Here is a 26,213-nt window from a genome sequence, read left to right as displayed (position 1 = left end):
GTGCGCAGTGCTCCAGACCAGGGCTCAGGCGCCCTGCGGCCGACGCAGGGCGCTGGTACAGGCACCGATGGCGGAGAGCACGACGGCCACGCCGAGGGACAGGGTAACCGCCCAACTCGCCCCGAGACCGTGGGTGAGCCCGAACAGCACGGCGACCATGGCGGCCCCGAGCGATTGCCCCGTCAGCCGTGCGGTCGATTGCATGCCGCTCGCCCCACCGCTGCGCTCACGCGGGGCGGAGGTGACGATGATGCGGTTGTTGGGCGACTGGAACAGGCCGAAGCCGAGCCCGCAGAGGGTGAGCCGCCAGACGATGTCGATGAGCGGCGCCCCCTCCGGCAGCAGGGCGAGGAGCGCGACGCCCACGGCCATGACCACGAGCCCGACGCCGCCGAGCAGCCCCGGCGGGTAACGGTCAGCAAGGCGTCCCGAGATCGGCGCCATCACCGCCACGGCGATGGGCCACGGCGTCATCAGAAAGCCCGTCTGCGTGCTCGACAGATGGAGCACGTCCTGGAAGTAGAACGGCAGCGCCACGTAGCACGCCATCTGCGCCGCGAAGGCGCAGATCGAGGAGGCCATGGACAGGGCGAAGGCCGGGATCCGCAACAGGTCGACCGGCAGGAGCGGCGCGGGCAGGCGGACCTGACGGCGCACGAAGATCACCCCGAAGACCAGGGCGCCGATGATCTCCGCGATGGCCTGCCCCTTCGCGCCCGGATCGCCCAGACGGTCGATGCCGACGATCAGAAGGCCGAAGGTCAGGGCATTGAGGAGCGCGCTCAAGGCATCGAACGGGCGACGGCTCTCGGGCGTCGCAGGCAGGGTCCGCGAAGCGACGGCCAGCGCCAGCAGGCCCACCGGCACGTTGACGAGGAACAGCCACGGCCAATCAGCCACCGAAAGGATGGCGGCAGCGACGGTCGGCCCGGCGGCAGAGGCTACCGCCACGACCAGCGCGACGTTGGCCACCCCGGCCCCGATGATCTTGTGCGGGTAGATGAACCGGACGAAGCCGATATTCACGCTCATGATCGCCGCCCCCGCGAGGCCCTGGACGATCCGCGCCATGACGAGCAAGGGCAGGGTCGGTGCGAGGGCGCAGGCGAGGGAGGCCGCGATGAAGACCGCGAGCCCCGGCAGGTAGACGCGCCGGAAGCCGAAGATGTCGCCGAGCGAGGCGAAGGGCAGCAGGCTCGCGGTGACGGCGATCTGATAGGCGTTGACGACGAAGATCGCGTCCGACGGCTGCACCGAGAGGTCCTTGGCCAGGACCGGCAGGGCGACGTTCACGATCGCCCCGTCGAGGACCGCCATGGTCATCGCCAACGCGATGGCCGCCATAGCGAGGCGCCGTTCGCGGATCGGCAATCCATCCTGCGAGGGGGCCGCGGCGGTCCCGGCCGCGTTCTCAGCCATTCTGCGCGCTCCTGCGGCGCCGGAACGGGCCGTGAAGGGGGAGAAGCCCACGCTCTCGCGCAGGCGGGCGCCATCGTCGAGGGGCTCGACGTGTCTTATGTCACCGCACGGGGTGATCCGCGCCGATCAACCGGCGCGGCGACCGCAGCGGACATAGGTGGAGGTGCCGCGATTGCTGGTCCAAGTCAGCCGATCGCCTTCCACGAGGAGGCGGACCTGCGACGACCAGCGGCGGCCGCGATCGCTGCACTCGGCCGCCATCAGCCACGCGGCGCCGCTGCGATGGCCGTCATGGAAGGTGCAGATGGTCCGCCCCGCCCGCGCCCGGTCGGTCGAGATCGTGGCGGGCAGGTAGCCCCTGCGACGGGTCGGGCTGAGGCAGGCGGCGGACGTTGGCCCCCAGGTGCCGACATACTCCGCACTGGCCTGTGCCGGACGACGGGCGGGGGCGGGCACCACGGCCTGGATCGCGTCAGGTGCGGGCACCGGCGCGGCGATTGCGAGCCGCGTCTCGGCCGGGGGCGCAGCGGGTGCCACGTCCGGTGGCAGATCCGGCAGCACCACCACCTTCCGCCGGGCGTCGTCGGGGCGACGGGTGTCCTCGGCCGGAGCCGAGGGGCGGAAAGGAAGGTCCTCGCGCAGATAGGTCGCGCAATAGGCGAAGAGACCGCCCCAGCCCGCGACGAGCAGGGCCGGGATCACATGGCGGGCGCCGACCTTTCCGGCAGGCACGCGCGGCTCGTCCGCCGGAGGTGCCGCCAAGACGAGGGCGCCACCGCCTTGCTCTGCAGGCAGGCGTTCCGGGGAGACCACGATGCCGGTCGGCGCGTGCTGCCACTCGGCCCTGTCGAGCGCGATTTCCATGGCCTCAGCGCCCGAAGATGCCCTTCAGGAACTGGGCGGTGCGATTGCGCTTGCGCTTGCGCTCCAGTTCCGAGGCATCCTTCAGCCACGCCACCTGCACCACCCGGCGCTCGCCCTCGAAGGGCTCGTGGCCGTGCCAGGAATTGTCGGCCCGCAGGAAGGCGAACATCGTGCCCATGGTCGGCGGCACCTCGACGGCGAAGGGCTCGAAGTTCTTGCCGTCGTAGAGCACCCGCAGGCGCCCGGCGGCCGGGGCGTCCCAGGCATCGTTCATGTAGACGAGGAGGGTCAGCACCTTCGACGGGCCGTCCGTATGGATAGCGCCATACTTGAGCTGGCTGCGCTTCATGATGGTGGTGAGGCGCGGGCAGGAGACGAGATCGATCCCGAACTTCTCGCCGAGGATGCGGGAGAACTCGTCGCTCTCCAATTCATCGATCAGCGCCTTGAACCGGCCCTGCAGCGAGACCTCGTCCACCGTAAGGTAGCCGGGCTTGCCGATTTCCGGGAAATCGCGGCGGATCTCGTCGATCGCTGCCGGGTTCAGGACGTTGGTGCCCAGTGTGTACGGGTAGGGCTCCCTTGCGAGCGGCGCGGCGCGAATCGCCTGAACGTCGAGGATCGAAAGAGCCGACATCGCTGGGTGCCCCTGGACTTCAAAGCGTCGCGAAACGGGAATCACGCGGCGAGTGCCCTCGCAAGCGGATCGCATTCACGATTTGTTAGGGCCGACATGACTCGGCCCCCGGCATTTAGTCGGCCGAATGCGGCGGTCAGACGGCGAAAGCGGTGAGGTGGCACATTCCGGTGACAGTCGCCGGGCGCGGTGCCGTGCAGGATGACCGGACCCGCGGCCTGTCGCGGGGCGTGCGTAACTTGGATCCGGTACCACCCGCGATGAGGCCGTCGGTCCTCGCCCTGCTCATGGCCTCGCATGCCGCCGTCGCGGCCGGGCTTCCCGCCCGTGCCGAACCGATGCGCTCGCCCCGAGGCTCGGTGACGGCCCGGATGACCTGCGCCGACGCGATGGCGCTGGTGAAGCGCGAGGGCGACATCATGATCGCCGCCGGGTCCGTGCCCGAGCGCCTCGTGCGGGACCGCAGCCAGTGTGAATTGTCGGAGATCGCGGAGTTGCGCTTCGTGCCGACCCGCGACAACCCGCAATGCCCGATCGGCTACCGCTGCCGCGAGCCGGGCTTCGAGGAGTGGAACTGGTAGGGGCGTCACGGCGGACAATTCCCGTCACCCTAATCCCTTGTGCGCGAGAGATGCCGTTCTATCCTTTGCGCCATGCCGCCCGGAGGACAGGGCGGGTCGGGAGAGACCGCTCCATGCGTACGCTGATTCTCGCCGCGCTGCTTACCGGCGTGGCCCTGCCGGCTCTGGCACAGGGAGCCGCCCCGGCCGAGACCAAGGCCAAGACGGACGATCTCGAGAAGCTCCAGGGCTTCCAGAGCACCAACACCCAGGCCGCACCGGAAATCCCGCAGACCGGACGCCGCGCCGACGCGATCCGCAAGACGCTAGCCAAGGTGAAGCTGCCGGACGGCTTCAAGATCGATCTCTATGCCGTGGTGCCCGATGCCCGCTCGCTGGCGGTGGGGCCGAATGCGGGCGTGGTCTTCGTCGGCACGCGCAAGTCGAAGGTCTACACGGTCACCGACCGCGACAAGGACCGGGTGGCCGACGAGGTGAAGGTCTTCGCCCCCGGCATCGATTTCAAGATTCCCAACGGCGTCTGTTTCTCCCGCGACGGCGTGCTGACCGTGGTGGAACAGAACCGCGTCCTCGCCTTCCCGGCGGCGGAGTTCTTCTACGAGAACCCAGACGTGGCGGCGGGCGTACTGGTCAAGCAGGGCGAGCTGATCCCGGCGGCCGAGGAAAGCTTCAACCACACCGCCCGGGTCTGCCGCGTCGGACCGGACGGCAAGACCTATATCGCGCTGGGCCAGCCCTATAACGTGCCGCCCGCGGCCAAGGCCGACACCTACAAGAAGTGGGGGATCGGCGGGATCGTGCGCATCGATGCCGACGGCAAGAACAAGGAAGTCTACGCCACCGGCATCCGCAACTCCGTCGGCATGGACTTCGCCACCGACAAGAGCCTCTGGTTCACGGATAACCAAGTCGACGGCATGGGCGACGACAAGCCGCCGGGCGAGCTGAACCACGCCACGAAGGCGGGACAGAATTTCGGCTTCCCGTGGTTCGGCGGCGGCGCGGTGCGCACCGTCGAGTACAAGGACGAGACCCCGCCCGCCGACGCGGTGCCCCCGATGGCCGAGCTTCCGCCCCACGCGGCCGATCTCGGCATGACTTTCTACAACGGAAAGATGTTCCCCGAGACGTACAAGGGCGGCATCTTCATCGCCGAGCACGGCTCGTGGAACCGCACCCAGCCGGTCGGCGCGCGGGTGATGTTCGCCAAGCTCGGCGCTGATGGGAAGGTCGAGTCGGTCAAGCCCTTCGCGGAGGGCTGGCTGACCGGTGACGGCGAATATCTCGGCCGTCCCGTGGACGTGGCGGTGATGCTCGACGGCTCGCTGCTCGTCTCCGACGATTCCGCCGGTGCGATCTACCGCATCTCCTACGAGAAGTAGGTTTTTGGAGTGTCGCTCCCCTCCCTCGTGGAGGGGAGCCGCGTCGCGTCAACCGAGCCGGATTCGATGACCCGTTTGTTCCTCATTCTCGCAGCGACTCTCGTGCCGCTGACGGCCCGGGCGGGCGATGCCGCGGCCGGCAAGAAGCGGGCGACCGCCTGCCAGACCTGCCATGGCATGGACGGCCTCTCGAAACTGCCGGAGGCGCCGAACCTCGCCGGTCAGGTCGAGCCCTATCTGGTGAAGGCGCTCACCGAATATCGCGACGGCAAGCGCCAGAACGAGATCATGAACGTCGTCGCGAAGGAGCTGTCCGACGCGGATATCGCGAACCTCGCGGCGTATTACGCTGGCATTCAGATCGATGTGCTACCGCCGGGCTAAGCCTCACGCCGTCATTGCGAGTGCGACGAAGCAATCCAGGGCAGCGGGACGCTTCAGAACGGAGCGCATCAATGGAATGCTTCGCTGCGCTCGCAATGAAGGCGGTCGTGAGGCTCAATCGTCCATCTTGAGCGCGGCGATGAACGCCTCCTGAGGGATCTCGACTCGCCCGAACTGGCGCATCTTCTTCTTGCCCTCTTTTTGCTTGTCGAGGAGCTTGCGCTTGCGCGAGATGTCGCCGCCGTAGCACTTGGCGGTCACGTCCTTGGACAGCGCCCGGATGGTCTCGCGGGCGATGATCTTGCCGCCGATCGCCGCCTGGACCGGGATCTGGAACAGGTGGCGGGGGATGAGATCCTTCAACTTCTCGCACATCGCCCGGCCACGGCTCTCGGCGCGGGTGCGGTGGACGAGCATGGAGAGGGCATCCACCGGCTCGGCGTTGACCAGCAGCGACATCTTCACGAGGTCGCCCTCGCGGTAGTCGGACACGTGGTAGTCGAACGAGGCGTAGCCCTTCGAGATCGACTTCAGCCGGTCGTAGAAATCGAACACCACCTCGTTGAGCGGCAGGTCGTAGATGACCATAGCGCGCTTGCCGACGTAGTTGAGGTCGATCTGGATGCCGCGACGGTCCTGGCAGAGCTTCAGCACACCACCGAGATACTCGTCCGGCGTGAGGATCGTGGCACGGATCCACGGCTCCTCGATGGTCTCGATCTTCATCACGTCCGGCATGTCGGCCGGGTTGTGCAGTTCCTTGGTCGAGCCGTCGCGCATCTGCAGGCGGTAGACCACCGACGGCGCCGTGGAGATCAGGTCGAGGTTGAACTCGCGCTCCAGCCGCTCCTGGATGATCTCCAGGTGCAGCAGGCCGAGGAAGCCGCAGCGGAAGCCGAAGCCGAGCGCCGCGGAGCTCTCCATTTCATAGGAGAACGAGGCGTCGTTCAGCCGGAGCTTGCCCATGGCCGAGCGCAGGTTCTCGAACTCGGCCGCGTCCACCGGGAACAGGCCGCAGAACACCACCGCCTGAACTTCCTTGAAGCCCGGCAGCATGCTGGTGGTCTGGCGCTTGTCCTCGGTGATGGTGTCACCGACGCGGGTGTCGGCGACTTCCTTGATCGAACCGGTGAAGAAGCCGACCTCGCCGGGGCCGAGGGCATCGATCTCAGCCATCTTCGGGCGGAAGACACCGATCCGGTCGACACCGTAGACGGCATCCGCGCCCATCATGCGGATGGTCATGCCCTTCTTCAGCTGGCCGTCCACGATGCGCACCAGTACCACGACGCCGAGATAGGCGTCGTACCAGCTGTCCACGAGCAGCGCCTTGAGCGGCGCGGTCGGATCACCCTTGGGTGCGGGCAGCTTGGTGACGATGGCTTCCAGCACCGCCTCGATGTTGAGGCCGGTCTTGGCCGAGATCGGTACCGCCTCGGAGGCGTCGAGGCCGATCACTTCCTCGATCTGCTCCTTCACCCGGTCCGGCTCGGCGGCGGGAAGGTCGACCTTGTTGAGGACGGGCACGATCTCGTGGTTGGCGTCGAGCGCCTGATAGACGTTGGCCAGCGTCTGCGCCTCGACGCCTTGCGAGGCATCGACCACCAGCAGCGAACCCTCGCAGGCGGCCAGCGAGCGCGAGACCTCGTAGGCGAAGTCCACGTGGCCGGGCGTGTCCATGAGGTTGAGGATGTAGGTCCGGCCGTCCTTGGCCGGGTATTCGAGGCGCACGGTCTGCGCCTTGATCGTGATGCCGCGCTCCTTCTCGATGTCCATCGAGTCGAGCATCTGTTCGCTCATGTCGCGCAGGGCGACGGTGCCGGTGGCCTGGATCAACCGGTCAGCGAGCGTCGATTTCCCGTGGTCGATATGGGCGACGATCGAGAAGTTGCGGATGGTGTCGATCGGGGCGGTCATCGATGTTCCGTTCGGGCGCGCGTCCGCACCGGGGCGCATGCCGTCAAATCGCGGAGGTCGGGCGAGAGGCCGACCGGGCGCCAGCGAGATAGCAGCGACGGGCCACAGCGTCGAGCGCGCGACCGGTCGCAAGGCCCACCCCGATCCCAGATGGACAAACGAAACCGCCCGAAGCGTGGACTTCGGGCGGCTCGCCTGTCGTTCGAACCGAGCTTACCGGCCGCGATCGCGGATCAGACGCTCGATTTCGGCCTCGCCGTGGGAGCGGGCCTTGGCCTCGGTGGGATGCTTCCGGTCCGACCGCTGGTGAAGCTTGCCGTGCTTGCGGATGCTCCACTGGTAGAGCGCGCCGCTCTCGCCGACCGGGTGAACTTCGAGGCTGAAAGGGAAGGTGTCGGAATGCGTATCGTTCATGGCGTCCATATGGGGCGTTTGGACGCCATTTGCCATCCCGGCAACGCAATCCTTTCATACCGCAGTTGTGCTCAGCGCACGATTACCCGTTCCCGGACGTTCGCGCGCGGGTGGCCATGGCCACGAGGCTCTTGCGCAGCCCGCCCATATCCGAGACCGGCTCGGGGTAGAGCACCCGCGCCGTCCGGTCGCCCGCCATCAGATCCATACCCTCCGGGTCGAGACCGCTGAGGCGCCACGGCGCCTCCGGCTCCCCCGCCCCCGCCGCGTAGAGGGCGATGGCATCGGCATGATCGGCGTTCATATGCTCGACGGCGCCGCCTTCACCGGCCACGATCGCCTCCCGGCCGGTCAGGTCGAGCAGGAGCTCGAGCGGGGTGAGGGTCGCCGCCTTGGCAAAGCCGCCATTCAAGTGCCCGGCCTCCGGCGCCAGGGCGAAGAACCCGAAATCCGGGAAGTCGGCGTAGAGCTTCGCCTTGGGATGGCGCGCGAGAAACCGCTCCCGCACACGCGGCTCGGACGTCTGTGTCGCCCGTCCGTTGACCGTAAGACGGGGATGGGCCAGCGGATCGCCCTTGCCGCCCTGGCTGAACAGCAGCGAGCAGCGCGGATCGGCTAAGAGGTTGCGGGTGTGGGCCGAAAGGCGCGACAGCAGCATCAGCGGCGTCCCGTCCGCATCGGTGGCGATGGTGACGAGGGAGGCGAACGGCATACCCTCCGCGTCGATGGTCGCCAGGGCACCGGAGCGGATTGTACGCAGGAGCATCCGCGACAGACCGATCGCGTCGAAGGGCGCCTCCGACGCCGGAAGAGGCCGGGCTGGGCCCTTCGGACCTTCCGTAACGCCGCCCGTTTCAGCCATCGCCTGCTCCCATTCTCGTGAGCGGTCCTGAGGATTACGGCCAAGCTATGACCGCCGCTCGCTTTTTCTAAGGGAACATATTAAAGCACCCATCCCCCTCGGCGCGAGCCGGAACCGCTTCTTGCGGCGGTATGCCCTCGTGTCGACAGCCAGCCCCGCAGGGGCCGGGATGCGACGCGGCCGTTTCGGCGACCGCGCACGATCCCGTTCAGCCAGGGATTGCGCATGCCCACCATTGCCCTCGTCGACGACGACCGGAATATCCTGACCTCCGTCTCGATCGCGCTGGAGACGGAGGGCTACCGGATCCAGACCTACACGGACGGGGCCTCGGCCCTGGACGGGCTGCGCCACTCGCCCCCCGATCTCGCGATCTTCGATATCAAGATGCCGCGCATGGACGGGATGGAGCTGCTGCGGCGGCTGCGCCAGAAATCCGACCTGCCAGTCATCTTCCTGACGTCCAAGGACGAGGAAATCGACGAATTGTTCGGCCTGAAGATGGGCGCGGACGACTTCATCCATAAGCCGTTCTCGCAACGGCTGCTGGTCGAGCGGGTGAAGGCGGTGCTGCGCCGCTTCGCCAAGGAAGCGCCCGGCGCCCCGCCGCGCGGCGAGGCCGAGGCCGCCGCCCGCTCCCTCGAGCGCGGTGCTCTGATGATGGACCCGGAGCGCCACACCTGCACGTGGAAGGGCGAACCGGTGACGCTGACCGTGACCGAGTTCCTGATCCTCCAGGCGCTGGCTCACCGGCCCGGCGTGGTGAAGAGCCGCAACGCCCTGATGGATGCGGCTTATGACGATCAGGTCTACGTCGATGACCGCACCATCGACAGCCACATCAAGCGCCTGCGCAAGAAGTTCAAGGCAACCGACCAGAGCTTCGACATGATCGAGACGCTCTATGGCGTCGGCTACCGGTTCAAGGAGGCGTGAGCCCGATCAGGATGGATCGCTCACACGTGTCGTCGCAGCCCGCCTCTCAGGCCCACGCCGCCCCAGCCGAAGACGCTCCCACCCGTCCCTGGTCACGCCCCTGGACGCGCCACGCGCTGTCCTATCCCCTCCGCCTGCCTCGCGCCCTGTGGGATGCGGTCGGCCAGCGGGCGTCGTCGAGCCTCACCCGGCGCATCGTCGTCCTGAACCTCGTCGGGCTCATCGCGCTGCTCGTCGGCTTCCTCTACCTGAACCAGTTCCGGCAGGGCCTGATCCAGGCCCGCGTGCAGAGCCTCGCCATCCAGGGCGAGATCATCGCGGGTGCCATCTCCACCTCGGCCTCGGTCGATACGGATACGATTCGCGTCGATCCCGACAAGCTGCTGCAGCAGCAGGCGGGTGAGGGTGACGAGGAAGCGCAATCCCTCGCCTTCTCCCTGAATCCCGAGCGCGTGGCCCCGCTTCTTGCCCGACTCGTGACGCCCACCGGCAATCGCGCCCGCGTCTACGATCAGGAGGGTGGGTTGCTGTTCGACACCCGCACCCTGTTCAAGCGGGGCGACGCCTCACGCGCCGAGCCTGCGGCGGGCCGCCCCCATAAGGCGGGGCTGCTCGAATCAGCCTTCGACACGGTGCACGCCAAGATCACCGGCCTCTTCGGGCGCCCGGCGCCGCAGGAGGAAGCAGGGCCCGCCAACGGCCATTCCCTGCGCGAGGTCCAGGCGGCCCTGAACGGCGCCCGTGGCAGCCTCGTGCGACGCAATACGCTCGGCGAGACCACCGTGTCGGTGGCGGTGCCGATCCACAAGGCGGGCGCCGTGCGCGGCGCGCTGCTGATCTCGACCCAGGGCGACGCCATCGACCGGGTCATCGCCTCCGAGCGATTCGGCCTGTTTCAGGTGTTCCTCGTGGCCGCCCTGGTGATGGTGGTGCTGTCCTTCCTGCTGGCCGGCGCCATCGCCGGGCCGGTGCGGCGCCTTGCAGAGGCCGCCGAGAAGGTCCGCATGGGCATCAAAACCCGGGAGGAGATCCCCGACTTCACCGAGCGCACCGACGAGATCGGCCACCTCTCCGGTGCCCTGCGCGACATGACCCAGGCGCTGTACCGGCGCATCGACGCCATCGAGAACTTCGCCGCCGATGTCAGCCACGAGTTGAAGAACCCGCTGACCTCGCTGCGCAGCGCGGTTGAGACTCTGCCGCTCGCCAAGACCGAGGACTCGCGCGGGCGGCTGATGGCGATCATCCAGCACGACGTGAAGCGCCTCGACCGCCTCATCAGCGACATCGCGGACGCCTCGCGGCTCGATGCGGAACTCGCCCGCGCCGAGGCACGGCGCGTCGATCTCAAGAAGCTTCTCTCGACTGTGGTCTCGGTGGCGAACGAGCGGCGGCGGGCGAAGGATTGCCTGATCCAGCTCGACCTCGACCCCGCCGACCCAGAGAGCGCCTATGCCATCATCGGGCACGACAGCCGCCTGGGTCAGGTGGTGAACAACCTTCTCGACAATGCCCGTTCCTTCTCGCCCTCGGATGCCAAGGTGCGGGTAGCCCTGCGCCGAGTGCGCAACGAAATCGAGCTGGTCTGCGAGGACGAGGGGCCGGGCATCCCCGAGCATGCGCTCGAGCGCATCTTCGAGCGCTTCTACACCGATCGCCCTGAACAGGGCTTCGGCCAGAATTCCGGCCTCGGCCTCTCGATTTCCCGCCAGATCGTGCAGGCGCATCGTGGCACGATCCGCGCCGAGAACCGGCCGGGGGCCCCGAACGAGGAGGGCGAGCCCACCGTGCGCGGCGCCCGCTTCATCGTGCGCCTGCCCGCCGCGCCCCGGCAACTCTCACAGCACGCGGCCTGATGGAGAGCCTTCACGCTGCCTGCGTCGCTCTCGGCGAGGCGGGTGTGCTGATCATGGGTCCCTCGGGAGCGGGCAAGTCGACGCTCGCTCTTCTCCTCGCCGATTCGCCGGGCGGGGCCTTCGTCGCCGACGACCGTGTTCAAATGACCGTGCAGGATGGGCATCTCTTCGCGCGGCCTCATCCCGCCGAGGCGGGACGGGTGGAGATTCGCGGCCAGGGCTTGCTCGCAGTGGAATCACTCGGGCTCGCGAGTCGGCCGGAGATACGGCTTGCCCTCACCATCGACCTCGTCGAGACGCAGGCGCGGCTGCCCGAAAAGCCGGAGGATGCGCGAATCCTGGGGATACCCCTCCGACGCCTCATCCTCGACCGCGAGGTCAGGCGCGCAGGCCTGGCGCCTCTGCTGGTGAGGGCTGCCCTACGGGGGAGGCAAGCGTGACTTCGCAGCCGCACACGCTCGGCGTTTTGATTTGTCTTCGTGCAACCCGTAGCGTCTGCCTTCCGGGCATGGCATGATTCGAGGATTGCGCGGGCAAAGAGTCGCGATCGCCTTGTGAGAATCTGTGCAATGCACAACATGGCGGCCGACACAGGATGTCGGAACACGTGTCGATGATTGGCATGGTGCTCGTCACCCACGGTTTGCTCGCGACCGAGTTTAAGGCCGCTCTCGAACACGTGGTTGGCCCACAGGATCAGATCGAAACCATCACGATCGGTCCGGAAGACGATATGGAATTGCGCCGTCGGGACATCATGTCCGCGGTGTGCCGGGTGAACACGGGCGAAGGCGTCGTGGTCCTCACCGACATGTTCGGCGGCACGCCGTCGAACCTTGCCCTGTCGTGTATGAACGGCGGCTCGGTCGAGGTTGTGGCGGGCATCAACCTGCCCATGCTCATCAAGCTGGCGAGCGTCCGCGACGAGGAAAGCCTCAGCGACGCCGTGCTTCACGCCCAGGAAGCGGGACGCAAATACATCAACGTCGCGTCGCGGGTTCTGGCGGGGAAATAGGCTCGGCCGCAGCCGGACGGCGCGTTGCGGTGATTCCCGCCGAGGCCGAAATGATCAGACCGATCGCGAGCCATTGCACCGGCGTCAGCGCCTCGCCGATCAGTAGGTAGGCAAGCAGCGCGGCCACCGCGGGCTCCAGGCTCATCAGCACGCCGAAGGTCGTCCGGTCGAGGCGACGCAGGGCGACCATTTCCAGCGAATACGGCAGGGCGCTCGACAGCAGCGCCACGGCGAGGCCCAGGGCGAGAATCGCCGGGCTGAACAAAGCCATGCCCGCCTCTGCCAGACCGAAGGGCGCCACGACGAGGGCGGCGGCCAGCATGCCGAGGGCGACGGCCTGACCGCCATCGCCACGGCCCGCCCGCTGCCCGAACAGGATGTAGAGTGCCCAGGCGACGCCTGCCGCCAGCGCCAGGGCGATCCCGATCGGGTCGAGGCCGCCCGCACCGCCGAGGGGCAGGAGCAGCCCGAGGCCGAGCACGGCCAACCCGATCCAGGCGATATCCGAGCGCCGCCGCGACCCGGCGATGGCCAGGAGAAGCGGCCCGGTGAACTCGACCGCCACGGCAGGGCCGATGGGGAGCCGCGTTAGGGACAGGTAGAACAGCAGGTTCATCACGCCGAGCGCCGCCCCGTACAGGGCGATCCATCCGGCATCCCGCGCCGACAGGCTCCGGCGCCACGGGCGCCAGATCGCGATCAGCACCAAGGCCGAGAAGCCAACGCGCAGGCTCGACGTACCTGCGGCGCCCGCCACAGGGAACAGCGACTTCGCGATGGCCGCTCCACCCTGAAGCGAGACCATTCCCGTCAGGAGAGCCGAGACGGGCAGAAGGATGGGGGCCCTCGGCCTCACACCGACAGGCTGCGGCCGGAAGCCCCCTCGGCACCCTCGCGGATCGCGGCGATGCGCTCGGCATAGGCCGCCGGGCCGCCGCCGAACACGGCGTTGCCCGCCACGAACGTATCCGCCCCGGCCCGGCTCGCAAGCCGCACCGTCTCCGCGTCGATGCCACCATCGACTTCGATGCGGATATCCCGCCCCGCGATCATGGCGCGGACCCGCGACACGGTTTCGAGGGAGCTCTTCAGGAAGCTCTGACCGCCGAAGCCGGGATTGACGGTCATCACCACCACGAGATCCACGATGTCGAGGAGCGGCTCGACGGCGGTGGCGGGCGTGCCCGGATTGATCGCGATGCCCGCGCGCTTGCCGAGATCACGGATCGTCTGGAGCGACCGGTGGATATGCGGCCCGGCCTCGGCATGGACGGTGATGCCGTCCGCCCCCGCCTGGGCGAAGGCCGCGAGGTAGGGATCGGCGGGGGCGATCATCAGGTGGACGTCGAAGTACTTCTGAGTGTGCGGACGCAGGGCCTTCACCACGGGAGCGCCGAAGGTGATGTTGGGCACGAAATGCCCGTCCATCACATCGAGATGGATCCAGTCGGCGCCCGCCTGCTCGACGGCGCGAACCTCCTCCGCAAGCCGCGAGAAGTCGGCTGAGAGGATCGAGGGGGCGATGACGGGAGGAAGCATCGGACGTCTTTCGAGGATTTTGCCGGTAGGCCCCAGCCGTCATTGCGAGCGAAGCAATTCAGGGAAACGCCCCATTCGGAGGCGGCCCGCTGCCCTGGATTGCTTCGCTTCGCTCGCAATGACGGGGCGCTGTTCAGGCCGGCTCTTGGCGCGGGACCGTTACGAACGTCAAGCCAAACGCCGCCGCCGCTCCACGAGCTGCATGATGATCGGCGTCAGGATGAGCTGCATCGCCAGATCGAGCTTGCCGCCGGGAATCACGATGGAATTCGCCCGGCTCATGAACGAGTCGTGGATCATCGAAACGAGGTACGAAAAGTCGATCCCCTTTGGATTCTTGAAGCGGATCACCACCATCGATTCGTCCGCCGTGGGGATCCACCGGGCGATGAACGGGTTCGAGGTGTCCACCGTCGGCACCCGTTGGAAGTTGATGTCCGTCCAGGAGAATTGCGGACAGATGGTCTGCACGTAATCGGGCATCCGCCGCAGGATCACGTCCGTCACGGCTTCCGTGGAATAGCCCCGGAACGAGCGGTCCCGGTGCAGCTTCTGCACCCATTCGAGGTTGATCACCGGCACCACGCCGATCTTCAGGTCGGCATAGCGGGCGATATCGACCTGATCGTTCACGACGCAGCCGTGCAGGCCCTCGTAGAACAGCAGGTCAGAGCCCGCCTGGAACTCCTCCCACTCCGAGAAAGTGCCTTCGGGGATGCCGTAGAGCCGGGCATCGTGCGCATCGTGCGCGTAATGGCGGGTGCGCCCGCCGCCCGATTCGGAATAGGTGCGGAACACTTCCTCCAGGTCGGGCAGCAGGTTCGCCTTGGGCGCGAAATGCGAGAGTGTCGCCTCGCGCGCCATCATCTGGCGCATCGTGTCCCGGTCGAAGGCGTGGAACCCGTCGCCCTCGATATAGACGGCGTGGACATCCTCCCGGCGGAAGATCTGCTCGAAGGTGTTGCGAACGGAGGTGGTCCCGGCTCCCGAGGAGCCGGTGACCGAGATGATGGGATGGCGCGCCGACATCGCCCTGTCCGAACCGAGGGAGACGTCCTCAGGGCCGGATCAGGCCGCGCTGGCCGAACAGCGGCGAGCGGCCAGCATCCGGCTTGCCGCCGGCGTAGTAGGTGCCGACGCAGGCGACTTCCTCGGCCGAGCCACAGATGAGCGGGGCGCGCTCGTGGATGCCCGTGGCGACGAGGTCGAGAATGCGCTCCTGACCATCCGTGGCGGTACCGCCCGCCTGCTCGATCAGCATGGCGACGGGGGCGACCTCGTAGAGCAGCCGCAGGCGACCGCGGGCATAGCCCTTCCGGGAATCGCCGGGGTACAGGAACACGCCGCCGCGCGTCAGCACGCGCTGCATGTCGGCCACCATCGAGCCGAGCCAGCGCATGTTGTAGTCCTTGTCGCGCGGTCCCTCGGACCCGCGCAGGCAATCCTCGACGAAGGCCTTGACCGGCGGGTCCCAGAACCGGGCGTTCGAGGCGTTGATCGCGTATTCCTTGGCGGCGGCCGGGATCTTCATGGCCGCGACGGTGAGGCGGAACTGACCCTGCTCCCGGTCGAGAACGAAGGTCTGAGTACCCTTGCCGAAGGTGACGATGAGGGTCGTGGCCGGGCCATAATTGACGAAGCCCGCCGCGAGCTGCGTCGTGCCCGGCGTCCGGAAGCTGGCCTCCACGTCGTCGCCCTGGATCGCCGGGCGGATGCCGAACACGGTGCCGACCACCATGTTGACGCCGATATTGGACGAGCCGTCCAGCGGGTCGATGGCGACGGCCAGCGGCGCGCCAGGGTTGAGCACCATGACGTCGGTGGCTTCCTCGGAGGCCACGGTGGCGACGGGGGCGCCACGCAGGGCCGCCGTGACGCGATCATGCGCGATCACGTCGAGGGCCTTCTGCACGTCGCCGTCGCTGTTCTGGTCGCCGGTGGCGGCGAGGTCGCCGCCGAGCGCGCCACGCCCGATCACGGCGCTGATGTCGATGGCCGCCTCGGCCACGGCTGTGACCACCGCCGCGGTGTCCCGCAGGCCCGCATCGGCCTGCACCACCTGAGCGAGGTAGGCGTCGAGGGGTGTCCCGACCGCTAGATCCGCCATCGGCCTGTCCTTCTTCCGGGCTGTTACGTTTGGGTTCGGACCTGTAGCCGTCCGGAGCCGTCCATCATAGACGGCCATGATGGTGGATCGATAAGAACCGTCGGCTACCCTCGTCAAGAAATGTGCACAGCCTTGCGACTTGGGTCAAAAAAACGAGAACGCCGCCATGCGCAACCTGTCCCTGAAGCAACTCCAGGCGGTCGCGGCGGTGGCCAAGCTCGGCACCATGACGCGGGCCGCGCAGGAACTGAACGTCACCTCGGCGGCTCTCTACGCCCGTATCCGCCAGTTGGAGGAGGAGGCTGGGCTCCTCTTGTTCGACCGCACGCCGTCCGGGCTGAAGCCCACGGATGCGGGGCGCGAGATGCTGTGGGCCATCGACAGCATCAACACCATCTTGGAGACCTGCACCGATCGCCTGCGCTCCTTGCGCGGAATTTCCGGCGGGCGCGTCGCCCTGGGCGTGGTGACGACGGCCAAATACTTTGCGCCGCAGGTGATCGCGGGCTTCTCCAAGCTGCATCCGGGCGTGGAGATCAGCCTGTCGGTGCGCAACCGCGGCCAGACGGTCGAGGCCCTGCGCGGCTATGAGATCGACTTCGCGGTGATGGGACGCCCGCCGCGCGACTTCCCGATCGAGGCTGCGACCTTCGGGCCGCACCCGCTCGTGCTCGTGGCCGCGCCGGATCATCCGCTGGCCGGGCGCAAGGGGCTCGCCCGCACGGATCTGGCGGACCAAGCCTTCTTCATGCGCGAGGAGGGCTCGGGCACGCGCACGGTGTTCGAGGAATTCATGAGCGGCGTGCTGGTGAAGCGCGCGCTCCTCGATATCGACACCGGCTCGAACGAGACGATTAAGCAGGCGGTGATCGCCGGCCTCGGCCTCGCCCTGCTCTCGGCCCATTCGGTCGCGGCGGAGGTGGAGAGCAAGCGACTCGCCGTGCTCGACGTGGCGGGCCTGCCGATCCGGCGCGACTGGTACGTAGTGCGGCGTGCGGACAAGGTGCTCGGCCCGGCGGCCTCGGCCGTCTGGAGCTACCTGATGAGCGATGGGGAGCGTTGGCTGCCCGGCCTCGACCTCGTCACGCCGGTCAAACCGGCGCGGGAGAAATAGGCGTGGAACCGGGCATCGTCATCGTCGGCGCAGGTCAGGCAGGCTTCCAGGCCGCCGCATCCCTGCGTGAGGGCGGCTATGCCGGGCCCCTCGCCCTGGTCGGCGACGAGACCGCCCTGCCCTATCAGCGCCCGCCCCTGTCGAAGGCCTATCTCGCGGGCAAGACCGATGCGGAAGGCTTGGCCCTGCGCCCGGCCTCGTTCTTCGCCGAGCACCGGATCGCCCTGCACGCCGGGAGCCTCGCCCGGTCCATCGACCGGGAAGGCCGCCGTCTCGTGCTCGCGGACGGCACCGCCCTTCCTTACGCCCACCTCGTCCTGGCCACCGGCGCGCGGAACCGACCATTGCCGGTGCCCGGCGCCGAACTCGCCGGGGTGCGCCAGCTTCGCGGCCTGTCCGATGCCGACGCCCTGAAGGCGGCTCTGGTGGACTCGCCGCGCATCGTCGTGATCGGGGCGGGGTTCATCGGGCTCGAATTCGCGGCTGTGGCGGCCGGTCGGGGGCTCGACGTCACTGTGGTCGAGGCTGCCGACCGGCCTATGGCGCGGGCGGTCTCGGCCGACACCGCCGCCTTCTTCCGCAGGGCGCAGGAAGAGTTGGGCGTGCGCTTCGCCTTCGGCGCGGGGGTGAGCGGGCTTCTGGGTTGCGAGAGCCGGGTGAGCGCCGTGTCCCTGGCGGATGGCAGGGAGCTTCCCGCCGACCTCGTCGTGATCGGCATCGGCGTGCTGCCGAACGCGGATCTCGCCGCCGAAGCGGGCCTGCCCGCGACGGACGGCGTGCGAGTGGATGCCTTCCTGGCGACGCCCGACCCGGCGATCTCGGCCATCGGCGATTGCGCCCGCTTCCCGAGCCCCTTCGTCCACGGCCTGCCCGGTGACGGCACGGTGCGGATCGAGTCGGTCCAGAACGCCATCGATCAGGGCCGCTGCCTCGCGGCCCGGCTCACCGGCAGACCGGCGGCCTACGGGGCTCTGCCATGGTTCTGGAGCGACCAGGGCGCACACAAGCTCCAGATCGCGGGCCTGTCGGCCCCCGGCGACGAGGCGGTGGTGAGGGGGACGGGCACCGCCTTCTCGGTGTTCCGCTTCAGGGCCGGGCGGCTCTGCGCGGTCGAGTCGGTCAACCGGGCGGGCGACCACATGATCGCCCGGCGCCTCCTGACCGCCGGGACCCCGCTCGCTCCCGATCAAGCCGCCGATCCGGCCTTTGATCTCAAGGGCTTGGCGACCGCTCGTTGAGCACGGGCAGGCTCCTCAGCATTCCGGCGGCGTGATCGAGGAAGGCGACGACCCGCGCGGGCCGGTACTCCGCCCCCTGCGTGACGATCTGGACCGGCAGCGGCGGCGGCTCGTACGGGCCGAGCAAGCGGATAAGCCGCCCCTCGGCCAGATCCTCCGCAGCCTGATACGACAGCACCCGGGCGATGCCGCGCCCGGCCCGCGCGGCGCCGAGAGCGGCCTCCACGTCGTTGACGATGAGCCGGGGCGCCAGCCGCACCCGCGTCCTGCCGAACTGCCATTCCCTCGGCCCCGGCCGGACCAGACCCTGGATCGTCTCATGCGCCGCCAGATCGGCGGGGCGGACGGGCGTTCCGCGGGCAGCGAGGTAGGCCGGGCTCGCCACGAGGATGCGGCTGACCTGCCCGACCTTGCGAGAGACCAGCCGTGATTCGGCCAGCAACCCGATCCGCACGGCCACGTCGAGGCCTTCCTCCACGAGGTCGACGTTGCGGTCCGCGAGCCTCAGCTCGATCTGCGTCTCCGGGAAGGCATCCAGGAAGGCCGAGACGACGGGCGCAACGTGCCTGCGGCCGAACTGCACCGGGGCCGTGACGCGCACGAGGCCGCGCACCGTGCCCTCCCCGGCCCCCGAGATCGCCGACTCGTAGCCCGCAACAAGTCCGCGCGCCTGTTCCGCCAGAGCGAGTCCAGCCGGGGTCGGCGCGAGGCGGCGGGTGGTGCGGGCGACGAGACGGGTGCCGACCCGCGCCTCGAGCCCTGCGAGAGCGCGCGTCGCGGCGGCAGGAGAGCGGTTCATCCGTCTCGCGGCCGCCGCGAGGCTCCCGGTCTCGACCACCGCCACGAAGAAGGCGAGTTCCTCCAGCCGATCCATGACTCGCTCGATTGTTGCGGCACCTGAAATTCTGACCGCCGAAGAGAGCCCGTTTCGCGGGAGACCGGCAAGGACGATCTTTCCCGGCGGAAGGAGATTCCGCCATGACGACCCCCGACATCACCCTCTATGGCCTACGCCTCTCGGGCCATTCCCACCGGGCCGAACTGTTCCTCGCGCTGCTTGGCCTGCCCTACCGGTTCGTCGAGGCCTTTCCGCCTACGGATGAGCTACGCCGCCTGAATCCCCTCGGGCAGATCCCGGTGCTCACCGACGGCGACACGGTGATCGCCGACAGCAACGCGATCCTCGTCTATCTCGCAGCCCGCTACGCTCCGGGGGGCGATTGGATGCCCGCCGACGCCATCGGTGCGGCACAGGTACAGCGGTGGCTGTCGATCGCGGCGGGGGACGTGCGCTTCGGCCCGGCGCGGGCGCGCGTGATGGCCGTGTTCGGCACCCCGGGCGACCGCGCGGCGGCGCTCGCCCTGTCGGAGCGGGTGCTGACCTTCATGGACGGTCATCTCGCCGGGCGCGATTTCCTGGCGACGGCACATCCGACCCTCGCCGATCTCGCATGCTACGCCTATGTCGCGCATGCCCCGGAGGGCGGCGTCTCGCTGGATCCCTATCCGGCGATCCGGGCCTGGATCGGCCGGGTCGAGGCCCTTCCGGGCTTCGTCGCCATGCCGTCCTCTCCACTCCCGACGGCGGCGTGAGGCGACGATGGGCACGTTTCATGCGGATGAGCGCGCGGCGCAGGCATTGGCCGGTCGCGTTCTCGCGGACAATCCGGCGATCCGCCCCTTCATGCCCGACCAGCACCGGACGTTCTTCGCCGGATTGTCGTGGCTGTTCCTCGGCGCCGTAGACGACACGGGCTCGCCCATCGCCACCGTGCTGACCGGCGAGCCCGGCTTTGTCCAATCGCCCGACGCGACGCATCTCACCATCGCGGCGGCGCCGGGCCCCGACGACCCCGCTGCCGCGGCGCTCGCCGTGGGGGCGCAGGTCGGCCTGCTCGGCATCGATCTGGCGACCCGCCGTCGTAACCGGGCGAACGGCACCGTTGTCGACCGCGAGGGAGGCGGTCTCACCGTGGCGATCGAGGAGAGCTTCGGGAACTGCCCGAAGTACATCCAGCGGCGGGAGCATCGGCTCCTCGCGCGGAAGCCTGGCGCGACTCAGCGCTTGGCGGGTCTCGACGAGGCGGCGCGCGGCCTCATCGAGGCGGCGGACACGGTGTTCGTCGCAAGCCGCGCGCGAGAGGGGATCGGCGGTGCCGACATCTCGCACCGGGGTGGGCGGCCGGGCTTCATACGGGTGGAGGGGGAGACGCTGACCCTGCCCGACTTCTCGGGCAACCGCTTCTTCAACACCTTCGGCAACCTCCTCGGGGAGTCGCGGGCGAGCCTGCTGGTCCCGGATTTCGAGACCGGCGACCTGCTTGTGCTGCAGGGCGAGACCGAGATCGACTGGAGTCTCCCCTCAGCCAGTGGGTTCGCCGGCGCGGAGCGGATCTGGCGCCTGCATGTCCGCCGGGGCTGGCGCCGCCCGGCGGCCCTCCCCTTCCGTTGGAGCCTGCCTGAACCCGCCGCGCAGCTCGCCCTCACGGGATCCTGGGCGGCGGTGCCGCAGGAATGTCGTGTGGAAGAGTGAACCCACCGGGACCGGAAAGGCCCCCGCCGCGTTGGGAGGTGTTGGACATTGTGCATCGCCGCGCGATGGCGCAGAGCAATCACGGGGCGATGGGGGGTTGCCGGATGGCGAAGATACTACTTGTCGAGGATCATGAAGAGATTTGGGACTTCCTGTCCCGGCGCCTGAAACGGCGGGGCTATGAAGTGATCCTGGCCCATGACGGCGAGGCGGGCGTGCGTCAGGCGCGGGCCGGACAGCCGGACGTGATCCTCCTGGACATGAACCTTCCCGTCCTCGACGGCTGGTCCGCCGCCCGCGCGCTGAAGGCCGGGGCGGATACCCGCTCCATCCCGATCATCGCACTCACCGCGCACGCCATGTCTGGCGACCGTGACAAGGCGATCCAGGCGGGCTGCGACGACTATCATCCCAAACCCGTCGATTTCTCGAAGCTGCTCAGCCAAATCAGCACGGCCCTCGGGGAGACGGCGCAGACCGGCTGAGGCCGGGACGGCATGGGTGATGTCAGTGGGTTGAGGGAAGCGTGTCAGTGAGCGAGGATCCGGTCACCGCGCAGCGCCTGAAGCAGGGCCTGCCGATCATGGTGGCGCTCGCCTCCTTCCTCCTCGTCGTGGGGGTGATGGCGGCGCTGTATTTCGGGCGCGAGATCCTCGTGCCCGTCGTGCTGGCGATCCTGCTGAGCTTCGTGCTCGCACCCTTCGTGCGCATGCTGCGTCGGGTGCGGGTGCCACGGGCGCCCGCCGTCCTGATCGTGGTCGTGACCGTCTTCGCCGCCCTGTTCGGGGTCGGCAGCCTGATCGCCAGCGAGGCGTCGCAGCTCGCATCCGATCTGCCGCGCTACACGATGGTGATGCGCGACAAGATCCGCGACCTACGCGGTGCGACGGACGGGTCGAGCTCGCTCTCGCGCCTCGTGGACATGGTGCAGGACCTCGGCGCGGCGATCCAGCCGCCGCCGGCCGCCGAGTACAAGGGCGATCCAGGCTCGCCGACCCATCCGCTCACCGTGGAACTCAGCCCCGCCCGGACGAGCGTGCTCGACACGCTCCAGACTTTCGCGGGCCCCGTTCTTCACCCGCTGGCCACCACCGGCCTGATCCTGATCTTCACGATCTTCATTCTGATGCAGCGGGAGGATCTGCGGAACCGCGCCATCCGCCTGATCGGGCCGGGCGATCTGCGGCGCACCACCGCCGCGATCGACGATGCCACGAGCCGCCTGTCGAAGTTCTTCCTGGCGCAGCTCGCCCTCAACATCGCCTTCGGCGTGGTGATCGGTGTCGGCCTGGGGCTGATCGGCGTTCCGAGCCCCACCCTGTTCGGCGTCCTGGCGGCGATCCTGCGCTTCGTCCCCTACATCGGCGCGGCAATCAGCGCCCTGCTGCCGGTGATCCTGGCGGCGGCGGTGGATCCCGGGTGGTCCATGGTGATTTCCACCGTGATCCTGTTCCTCGTGGTCGAGCCCCTGGCGGGCCACGTGGTGGAACCCCTGCTCTACGGGCATTCCACGGGCATCTCGCCGGTGGCGGTGATCCTGTCGGCGACGATCTGGACCTTTCTCTGGGGCCCGATCGGCCTCGTGCTCGCGACGCCGCTGACGGTGTGCCTCGTGGTGCTAGGCCGCCATGTCGACCGGCTGTGGTATCTCGACATCCTGCTGGGCGACCGGCCGGCTCTGGCGCCGCCCGAGATCTTCTATCAGCGCATGCTCGCCAATGACCCGGCGGAGGCGATCGAGCAGGGCCGCCAGTTCCTGAAGGAGCGCGCCCTCGTCACCTATTACGATCAGGTCGTGCTCGCGGGCCTGCTGCTGGCCCAGGAAGATCTGTCGCGCGGCACGCTGGTCCGCGAGCGTCAGGACGAGGTCGGCGCATCGATCCGCGCTGTCGTCGCGCGGCTCGGCACGAGCCCGGTCGCCCGTCGCCCGCGGCGTGGCAAGGCGGGACGGGGGGCGGATACCGAGACGGTGGCCGCCCTCGACGCCATCGGCCCCGACCGGCAGGAAGCGGCTATCGTGCTCGGGCCGGAGGATCTGGCTCCGGCTTGGCGCGGCGCACGGCCCGTGCTGTGCGTGTCGAGCCGGGGACCGTTCGATGAGGCGGCGACGCTGATGCTGAGCCAGATCCTCGCCCGGCACGGCCTCGCCTCGCAAACCCTGTCCATGGCCGCGATCCGTGGCGGCGACCGGCCGGAGGAACAGGAGGGCATCGCGATGGTGTGCTTCTCCTATCTCGAACCGGTCAGCCTCTCGCAGGTGCGGTTCACGGTGCGGCAGGCGCGGGCCGCGATTCCCGGGGTGCGCGTGCTCGTGGGCTTCTGGCGCGAGCGCGACCCGGCGAGCCTCGCTCGCCTGCGCCGGGCGACCTCGGCGGATTACCTCGTCACATCGTTGAGCGACGCGCTCTCGGCCGCGCTCGAAGCGAGCCGGGCTCCGCGCCCGGTGCCCGCCCTGCCGGGCTCTCGGCGCCGAGGGCCGCCCTCACGGCGGGAGCCGTCGCCTGAGCCATGTGGATTCCCCCCAAGCTTCGGGGAACCGTTGGCGCCGGTAGCGCGATTCCCACCGTCGCCCGAGCCGCCCGGGATGTGTGAGACAGAAGACATGTCCGAGCCGCCCGGGACCCGCGTCCACGACGACGCCCCCGCCGAGGTGTCCGATCCGCGCAGCGAGATCTTCTTCGCCGCTGTCGAGACGACCCGGATGCCGATGATCGTCACCGATCCCCGGCAGCCGGACAACCCGATCATCTTCGCCAACCGCGCGTTCCTGGCGATGACCGGCTATACGCCCGAGGAATTGATCGGGCGGAACTGCCGTTTCCTGCAAGGCCCCGAGACCGACCCCGAGACCGTCTCCCAGGTCCGCCAAGCCATCGCCGAACGGCGGGAATTCGCCACGGAGATTCTGAACTACCGCAAGAACGGTTCGACGTTCTGGAACGCCCTGTTCGTCTCGCCCGTGCACAACACCGCCGGTGAGCTCGTCTATTATTTCGCCTCGCAGCTCGATGTGTCGCGCCGACGCGACGCGGAGGAGGCGCTGGGCCAAGCGCAGAAGATGGAGGCGCTCGGCCAGCTGACCGGGGGCATCGCCCACGACTTCAACAACCTGCTTCAGGTCATCGTCGGCTATGTCGACATCCTCTCGGCGGGCCTGGAGAAGCCGGACGCAGACCGGGCACGGCTCGGGCGTGCCACCGACAACATCCGGCAGGCGGCCGAGCGCGCCACGACGCTGACGCAGCAGCTCCTCGCCTTCGCCCGCAAGCAGCGTCTCGATGGGCGCTCGGTCAACCTCAACACCCTCATCGAGGGCATGCGGGAGATGATCACCCGTTCGGTTGGCGACGCGGTGCAGGTTGAGTTCGACCTCGCGGAGAACCTCTGGAATTGCCGCGTCGACCCGACCCAGGCCGAGGTCGCGATCCTCAACGTGCTGATCAACGCCCGCGATGCGATGTCCGGCGGCGGAACCGTGCGGATCTCCACGGCCAACCGCACGGTGACCGTGAATACGGACCGAGATATCGGCCCCCTGCGCGAGGGGCGCTACGCTTCCATCGCCGTCAGCGATACCGGCACCGGTATGCCGCCCGCCGTGCTGGCGCGGGTGATGGACCCATTCTTCACCACGAAGGAAGAGGGCAAGGGCACCGGACTCGGCCTCTCGATGGTCTACGGCTTCGCCAAGCAATCGGGTGGGGCGGCGCAGATCGAGTCCAGCGTCGGCACGGGCACGACGGTCAGCCTGTCCTTCCCGGCCATCGAGGGCGAGCAGGCCATGCCCGCCAAGGTCACCCTGCGCACCGTGGACAGGGAGGGTACCGAGACGATCCTCGTGGTCGATGACCGGCAGGACGTAGCGGAACTGGCCCGGACCATCCTGCGCGACTTCGGCTACACGGTGCTGATGGCGGGCAGCGGCAAGGAGGCCCTGGAAATCCTCGATTCGAGCGAGCGCATCGATCTGCTGTTCACGGACATGATCATGCCCGGCGGCATGAACGGTGTTGTGCTGGCCCGCGAGGCCCGCCGCCGCCAGCCGCGCCTGAAGGTTTTGCTGGCCACCGGATACGCGGAAGCGAGCCTTGAGCGAACCGATGTGGGGGGTTCGGAATTCGAGATATTGAACAAGCCCTACCGCCGTACGGAGCTGATCCGGCGGGTTCGGGCCATCCTCGACGGCCCCACCGGCGTCACGTGAGGCCGTCGCCCACTGGAGAGCGATCCATGTCTCAGGGCGACAAGTCGAAATACACCGACAAGCAGAAGCGCAAGGCCGAGCACATCGCGGAGTCCTACGAGAGTCGCGGCGTGCCGGAAAAGGAGGCCGAAGCCCGCGCCTGGGCGACGGTCAACAAGGACGATGGCGGCGGCAAGCATCCCGGCGGGTCGGGCCGGGCGAAGAATACGGGCCATCCCGCTGCGCACAAGGGCGGCAAGACCGGCGGTGCGGCCTCGGCCAAGCGCAGCGCCGCAGACCGCTCGGCTTCCGCGAAGAAGGCCGCCGCGACGCGGAAGGCGAACGCCGCGAAGGGTTAGCGGTCGGGTTCCACCAGCTTCACCAGCGTGTGCAGCACCCGGTTGGCCGGGGTGGGGATGCCGAGGCGTTCTCCCTCGCGGACGACCTTGCCGTTGAGGTGGTCGATCTCCGTGGGGCGGCCTCTGGCGAGGTCCTGCGCGGTCGAGGAGCGCTGCTCCGCCATGGTCCGGGCAATGACTTCGACCTGGGCGAGCATGTCCTCCGGTAGGTGGATGCCGCAGGCCATGGCCACCGCGACGCATTCGGCCGTGACCTCGGCCAACACCTTCGCCACACCCTCTCTTGCGAAGAGCTCGCCCATAGGGCTTGCCACCGAGGGCCGATAGGGCATTCCAGGCGCAGTTGATCGTCAGCTTCGCCCAGAGCGCGTCGCGCACCCGGTCGGACACGCTCGCCGGGATGCCCGCGGCGTTGAGCCAATCCGCCGCCGCCTCGCCGCCCGTCCCCAGGATCAGATCGCCGCGCCCGTGGTGGCGGACATGGCCCGCACCCTCCATCGCGGTGGCGACATAGACCGCTACCGGCACGACCGGCCGACCGGTCACCGCCGCCAGACGCTCACCGTTATCGACACCGTTCTGCAGGCTGAGGATCGTCGCTTCAGGCGCCAGATGCGGGAGCATCGCCCGTCCCGCCGCTTCGGTATCACCCGATTTCACGCAGACGAGGACGAGATCCGCCCCCGCCACGCCCTCCGGCCCGGCCAATGCGGCGAGCGGCACCGTCTCGCGTCCCTCGGCGGTGTCGAGCACGAGCCCCCGTTCGGCCACGGCCTCGACCAAGGCGGGTCGGCCGATCAACGTGACGGGATGCCCGGCCTTGGCCAGTACGGCGCCGTAATAGCAGCCGACTGCGCCCGCCCCCATGACAGC

26 protein-coding genes and 2 pseudogenes are annotated in these 26,213 nt (G+C 68.6%); 15 read left to right on the top strand and 13 right to left on the bottom strand.

Going from position 1 to position 26,213, the window contains the following annotated elements:
* Positions 1–24 precede the first annotated feature (24 nt).
* From ACFQE0_RS07900 to ACFQE0_RS07890, 3 genes are all read right to left on the bottom strand, one after another.
* Entirely contained in the window at positions 25–1,419 is a 1,395-nt protein-coding gene (locus ACFQE0_RS07900) for an MFS transporter (protein ID WP_378968610.1), read from the bottom strand.
* A 126-nt stretch (positions 1,420–1,545) separates the two neighbouring features.
* Positions 1,546–2,283 (bottom strand): peptidase inhibitor family I36 protein, encoded by a 738-nt coding sequence (locus tag ACFQE0_RS07895; protein ID WP_378968608.1) that lies wholly within the window; start codon positions 2,281–2,283, stop codon positions 1,546–1,548.
* 4 nt (positions 2,284–2,287) lie between these two features.
* Positions 2,288–2,920 (bottom strand): 2OG-Fe(II) oxygenase, encoded by a 633-nt coding sequence (locus ACFQE0_RS07890; protein ID WP_378968606.1) that lies wholly within the window; start codon positions 2,918–2,920, stop codon positions 2,288–2,290.
* A gap of 260 nt (positions 2,921–3,180) precedes the next feature.
* Between ACFQE0_RS07890 and ACFQE0_RS07885 the strand changes: the two genes are divergently transcribed.
* The 3 genes from ACFQE0_RS07885 to ACFQE0_RS07875 all read left to right on the top strand — a co-directional run bounded on the left by ACFQE0_RS07885 (position 3,181) and on the right by ACFQE0_RS07875 (position 5,267).
* Positions 3,181–3,501 carry a hypothetical protein gene (locus ACFQE0_RS07885; protein ID WP_378968604.1) on the top strand — a complete coding sequence of 107 codons (321 nt, stop codon included), beginning with the start codon at positions 3,181–3,183 and terminating at the stop codon, positions 3,499–3,501.
* Between the two features lie 113 nt (positions 3,502–3,614).
* Positions 3,615–4,883, top strand: a complete 1,269-nt coding sequence (locus ACFQE0_RS07880; protein WP_378968602.1) for a PQQ-dependent sugar dehydrogenase — start codon at positions 3,615–3,617, stop codon at positions 4,881–4,883.
* Positions 4,884–4,949: 66 nt separating this feature from the next.
* A complete protein-coding gene (locus ACFQE0_RS07875) occupies positions 4,950–5,267 on the top strand; it encodes a c-type cytochrome (RefSeq protein WP_378968601.1) in 318 nt (105 codons plus the stop codon).
* Between the two features lie 114 nt (positions 5,268–5,381).
* Here the strand turns inward: ACFQE0_RS07875 and lepA are convergent, their stop codons facing one another.
* The 3 genes from lepA to ACFQE0_RS07860 all read right to left on the bottom strand — a co-directional run bounded on the left by lepA (position 5,382) and on the right by ACFQE0_RS07860 (position 8,460).
* The gene (lepA, locus tag ACFQE0_RS07870; RefSeq protein WP_378968598.1) at positions 5,382–7,184 is read right to left on the bottom strand and encodes a translation elongation factor 4; all 1,803 of its coding nucleotides are present in this window, start codon (positions 7,182–7,184) and stop codon (positions 5,382–5,384) included.
* A 213-nt stretch (positions 7,185–7,397) separates the two neighbouring features.
* Positions 7,398–7,598: a hypothetical protein gene (locus ACFQE0_RS07865; RefSeq protein ID WP_238201181.1), complete on the bottom strand. Its 201-nt coding sequence runs from the start codon at positions 7,596–7,598 to the stop codon at positions 7,398–7,400.
* A gap of 82 nt (positions 7,599–7,680) precedes the next feature.
* Positions 7,681–8,460, bottom strand: a complete 780-nt coding sequence (locus tag ACFQE0_RS07860; protein WP_378968596.1) for a HugZ family pyridoxamine 5'-phosphate oxidase — start codon at positions 8,458–8,460, stop codon at positions 7,681–7,683.
* 225 nt (positions 8,461–8,685) lie between these two features.
* On the opposite strand from ACFQE0_RS07860, the gene ACFQE0_RS07855 reads away from it, so the two are divergent.
* The 4 genes from ACFQE0_RS07855 to ACFQE0_RS07840 all read left to right on the top strand — a co-directional run bounded on the left by ACFQE0_RS07855 (position 8,686) and on the right by ACFQE0_RS07840 (position 12,267).
* Positions 8,686–9,396 carry a response regulator transcription factor gene (locus ACFQE0_RS07855; RefSeq protein ID WP_238201179.1) on the top strand — a complete coding sequence of 237 codons (711 nt, stop codon included), beginning with the start codon at positions 8,686–8,688 and terminating at the stop codon, positions 9,394–9,396.
* A gap of 11 nt (positions 9,397–9,407) precedes the next feature.
* A complete protein-coding gene (locus ACFQE0_RS07850) occupies positions 9,408–11,252 on the top strand; it encodes a stimulus-sensing domain-containing protein (protein WP_378968594.1) in 1,845 nt (614 codons plus the stop codon).
* Positions 11,252–11,692: an HPr kinase/phosphorylase gene (locus ACFQE0_RS07845; protein ID WP_378968592.1), complete on the top strand. Its 441-nt coding sequence runs from the start codon at positions 11,252–11,254 to the stop codon at positions 11,690–11,692. Before ACFQE0_RS07850 ends, ACFQE0_RS07845 begins: the two co-directional genes overlap by 1 nt.
* 173 nt (positions 11,693–11,865) lie before the next feature.
* Positions 11,866–12,267, top strand: coding sequence for a PTS sugar transporter subunit IIA (locus ACFQE0_RS07840; protein ID WP_378975367.1), 402 nt, complete (start codon positions 11,866–11,868; stop codon positions 12,265–12,267).
* On the opposite strand, the gene ACFQE0_RS07835 is transcribed toward ACFQE0_RS07840, so the two are convergent.
* The 4 genes from ACFQE0_RS07835 to ACFQE0_RS07820 form a co-directional block, all read right to left on the bottom strand.
* Positions 12,233–13,072, bottom strand: coding sequence for an EamA family transporter (locus tag ACFQE0_RS07835; RefSeq protein ID WP_378968590.1), 840 nt, complete (start codon positions 13,070–13,072; stop codon positions 12,233–12,235). The genes ACFQE0_RS07840 and ACFQE0_RS07835 overlap by 35 nt on opposite strands.
* 47 nt (positions 13,073–13,119) lie before the next feature.
* Positions 13,120–13,806: a ribulose-phosphate 3-epimerase gene (gene rpe / locus ACFQE0_RS07830; protein WP_378968588.1), complete on the bottom strand. Its 687-nt coding sequence runs from the start codon at positions 13,804–13,806 to the stop codon at positions 13,120–13,122.
* A 168-nt stretch (positions 13,807–13,974) separates the two neighbouring features.
* Positions 13,975–14,835, bottom strand: a complete 861-nt coding sequence (locus tag ACFQE0_RS07825; RefSeq protein ID WP_378968586.1) for a phosphoribulokinase — start codon at positions 14,833–14,835, stop codon at positions 13,975–13,977.
* Between the two features lie 28 nt (positions 14,836–14,863).
* Positions 14,864–15,913: a class 1 fructose-bisphosphatase gene (locus ACFQE0_RS07820; RefSeq protein WP_378968584.1), complete on the bottom strand. Its 1,050-nt coding sequence runs from the start codon at positions 15,911–15,913 to the stop codon at positions 14,864–14,866.
* 166 nt (positions 15,914–16,079) lie between these two features.
* On the opposite strand from ACFQE0_RS07820, the gene ACFQE0_RS07815 reads away from it, so the two are divergent.
* Positions 16,080–17,027 (top strand): LysR family transcriptional regulator, encoded by a 948-nt coding sequence (locus tag ACFQE0_RS07815; RefSeq protein WP_378968581.1) that lies wholly within the window; start codon positions 16,080–16,082, stop codon positions 17,025–17,027.
* A 2-nt stretch (positions 17,028–17,029) separates the two neighbouring features.
* Positions 17,030–18,265 carry an NAD(P)/FAD-dependent oxidoreductase gene (locus tag ACFQE0_RS07810; RefSeq protein WP_378968579.1) on the top strand — a complete coding sequence of 412 codons (1,236 nt, stop codon included), beginning with the start codon at positions 17,030–17,032 and terminating at the stop codon, positions 18,263–18,265.
* Here ACFQE0_RS07810 and ACFQE0_RS07805 read toward each other — a convergent pair.
* Positions 18,240–19,139 carry a LysR family transcriptional regulator gene (locus ACFQE0_RS07805; RefSeq protein WP_378968577.1) on the bottom strand — a complete coding sequence of 300 codons (900 nt, stop codon included), beginning with the start codon at positions 19,137–19,139 and terminating at the stop codon, positions 18,240–18,242. The two genes, ACFQE0_RS07810 and ACFQE0_RS07805, sit on opposite strands and share 26 nt — an antisense overlap.
* A gap of 104 nt (positions 19,140–19,243) precedes the next feature.
* Between ACFQE0_RS07805 and ACFQE0_RS07800 the strand changes: the two genes are divergently transcribed.
* The 6 genes and pseudogenes from ACFQE0_RS07800 to ACFQE0_RS07775 all read left to right on the top strand — a co-directional run bounded on the left by ACFQE0_RS07800 (position 19,244) and on the right by ACFQE0_RS07775 (position 25,340).
* Entirely contained in the window at positions 19,244–19,858 is a 615-nt protein-coding gene (locus ACFQE0_RS07800; protein WP_378968575.1) for a glutathione S-transferase family protein, read from the top strand.
* A gap of 7 nt (positions 19,859–19,865) precedes the next feature.
* Entirely contained in the window at positions 19,866–20,798 is a 933-nt protein-coding gene (locus ACFQE0_RS07795; RefSeq protein WP_378968572.1) for a pyridoxamine 5'-phosphate oxidase family protein, read from the top strand.
* A gap of 104 nt (positions 20,799–20,902) precedes the next feature.
* Positions 20,903–21,283 carry a response regulator gene (locus ACFQE0_RS07790; protein ID WP_378975365.1) on the top strand — a complete coding sequence of 127 codons (381 nt, stop codon included), beginning with the start codon at positions 20,903–20,905 and terminating at the stop codon, positions 21,281–21,283.
* A gap of 47 nt (positions 21,284–21,330) precedes the next feature.
* Positions 21,331–23,268: pseudogene (locus tag ACFQE0_RS07785) on the top strand (AI-2E family transporter); the annotation flags it as partial.
* Between the two features lie 132 nt (positions 23,269–23,400).
* Positions 23,401–25,002 carry a hybrid sensor histidine kinase/response regulator gene (locus ACFQE0_RS07780; protein WP_378975363.1) on the top strand — a complete coding sequence of 534 codons (1,602 nt, stop codon included), beginning with the start codon at positions 23,401–23,403 and terminating at the stop codon, positions 25,000–25,002.
* A 26-nt stretch (positions 25,003–25,028) separates the two neighbouring features.
* Positions 25,029–25,340 carry a plasmid stabilization protein gene (locus tag ACFQE0_RS07775; RefSeq protein WP_378968570.1) on the top strand — a complete coding sequence of 104 codons (312 nt, stop codon included), beginning with the start codon at positions 25,029–25,031 and terminating at the stop codon, positions 25,338–25,340.
* Here the strand turns inward: ACFQE0_RS07775 and ACFQE0_RS07770 are convergent.
* Together ACFQE0_RS07770 and ACFQE0_RS07765 are read right to left on the bottom strand one after the other, a co-directional pair.
* A complete protein-coding gene (locus ACFQE0_RS07770; protein ID WP_378968568.1) occupies positions 25,337–25,642 on the bottom strand; it encodes a ketopantoate reductase family protein in 306 nt (101 codons plus the stop codon). The two genes, ACFQE0_RS07775 and ACFQE0_RS07770, sit on opposite strands and share 4 nt — an antisense overlap.
* A 31-nt stretch (positions 25,643–25,673) precedes the next feature.
* A pseudogene (locus ACFQE0_RS07765) lies at positions 25,674–26,207 on the bottom strand (ketopantoate reductase family protein); the annotation flags it as partial.
* Positions 26,208–26,213 lie beyond the last annotated feature (6 nt).

Source organism: Methylobacterium komagatae (assembly GCF_042661665.1).
Taxonomy (GTDB): domain Bacteria; phylum Pseudomonadota; class Alphaproteobacteria; order Rhizobiales; family Beijerinckiaceae; genus Methylobacterium; species Methylobacterium komagatae.
This window is presented reverse-complemented; position numbering and strand designations above follow the sequence as displayed.

Excerpts from the sequence above, each read along its gene's own strand:
- lepA (WP_378968598.1), bottom strand. The coding sequence starts at position 7,184 with ATGACCGCCCCGATCGACACCATCCGCAACTTCTCGATCGTCGCCCAT.
- ACFQE0_RS07855 (WP_238201179.1), top strand. The coding sequence starts at position 8,686 with ATGCCCACCATTGCCCTCGTCGACGACGACCGGAATATCCTGACCTCC.
- ACFQE0_RS07860 (WP_378968596.1), bottom strand. The coding sequence starts at position 8,460 with ATGGCTGAAACGGGCGGCGTTACGGAAGGTCCGAAGGGCCCAGCCCGG.
- ACFQE0_RS07800 (WP_378968575.1), top strand. The coding sequence starts at position 19,244 with ATGACGACCCCCGACATCACCCTCTATGGCCTACGCCTCTCGGGCCAT.
- ACFQE0_RS07885 (WP_378968604.1), top strand. The coding sequence starts at position 3,181 with ATGAGGCCGTCGGTCCTCGCCCTGCTCATGGCCTCGCATGCCGCCGTC.
- ACFQE0_RS07890 (WP_378968606.1), bottom strand. The coding sequence starts at position 2,920 with ATGTCGGCTCTTTCGATCCTCGACGTTCAGGCGATTCGCGCCGCGCCG.
- ACFQE0_RS07780 (WP_378975363.1), top strand. The coding sequence starts at position 23,401 with ATGTCCGAGCCGCCCGGGACCCGCGTCCACGACGACGCCCCCGCCGAG.
- ACFQE0_RS07900 (WP_378968610.1), bottom strand. The coding sequence starts at position 1,419 with ATGGCTGAGAACGCGGCCGGGACCGCCGCGGCCCCCTCGCAGGATGGA.
- ACFQE0_RS07895 (WP_378968608.1), bottom strand. The coding sequence starts at position 2,283 with ATGGAAATCGCGCTCGACAGGGCCGAGTGGCAGCACGCGCCGACCGGC.
- ACFQE0_RS07795 (WP_378968572.1), top strand. The coding sequence starts at position 19,866 with ATGGGCACGTTTCATGCGGATGAGCGCGCGGCGCAGGCATTGGCCGGT.
- ACFQE0_RS07880 (WP_378968602.1), top strand. The coding sequence starts at position 3,615 with ATGCGTACGCTGATTCTCGCCGCGCTGCTTACCGGCGTGGCCCTGCCG.
- ACFQE0_RS07805 (WP_378968577.1), bottom strand. The coding sequence starts at position 19,139 with ATGGATCGGCTGGAGGAACTCGCCTTCTTCGTGGCGGTGGTCGAGACC.
- ACFQE0_RS07875 (WP_378968601.1), top strand. The coding sequence starts at position 4,950 with ATGACCCGTTTGTTCCTCATTCTCGCAGCGACTCTCGTGCCGCTGACG.
- ACFQE0_RS07815 (WP_378968581.1), top strand. The coding sequence starts at position 16,080 with ATGCGCAACCTGTCCCTGAAGCAACTCCAGGCGGTCGCGGCGGTGGCC.
- ACFQE0_RS07775 (WP_378968570.1), top strand. The coding sequence starts at position 25,029 with ATGTCTCAGGGCGACAAGTCGAAATACACCGACAAGCAGAAGCGCAAG.
- rpe (WP_378968588.1), bottom strand. The coding sequence starts at position 13,806 with ATGCTTCCTCCCGTCATCGCCCCCTCGATCCTCTCAGCCGACTTCTCG.
- ACFQE0_RS07820 (WP_378968584.1), bottom strand. The coding sequence starts at position 15,913 with ATGGCGGATCTAGCGGTCGGGACACCCCTCGACGCCTACCTCGCTCAG.
- ACFQE0_RS07865 (WP_238201181.1), bottom strand. The coding sequence starts at position 7,598 with ATGAACGATACGCATTCCGACACCTTCCCTTTCAGCCTCGAAGTTCAC.
- ACFQE0_RS07850 (WP_378968594.1), top strand. The coding sequence starts at position 9,408 with ATGGATCGCTCACACGTGTCGTCGCAGCCCGCCTCTCAGGCCCACGCC.
- ACFQE0_RS07845 (WP_378968592.1), top strand. The coding sequence starts at position 11,252 with ATGGAGAGCCTTCACGCTGCCTGCGTCGCTCTCGGCGAGGCGGGTGTG.
- ACFQE0_RS07840 (WP_378975367.1), top strand. The coding sequence starts at position 11,866 with ATGATTGGCATGGTGCTCGTCACCCACGGTTTGCTCGCGACCGAGTTT.
- ACFQE0_RS07790 (WP_378975365.1), top strand. The coding sequence starts at position 20,903 with ATGGCGAAGATACTACTTGTCGAGGATCATGAAGAGATTTGGGACTTC.
- ACFQE0_RS07825 (WP_378968586.1), bottom strand. The coding sequence starts at position 14,835 with ATGTCGGCGCGCCATCCCATCATCTCGGTCACCGGCTCCTCGGGAGCC.
- ACFQE0_RS07835 (WP_378968590.1), bottom strand. The coding sequence starts at position 13,072 with ATGGTCTCGCTTCAGGGTGGAGCGGCCATCGCGAAGTCGCTGTTCCCT.
- ACFQE0_RS07770 (WP_378968568.1), bottom strand. The coding sequence starts at position 25,642 with ATGGGCGAGCTCTTCGCAAGAGAGGGTGTGGCGAAGGTGTTGGCCGAG.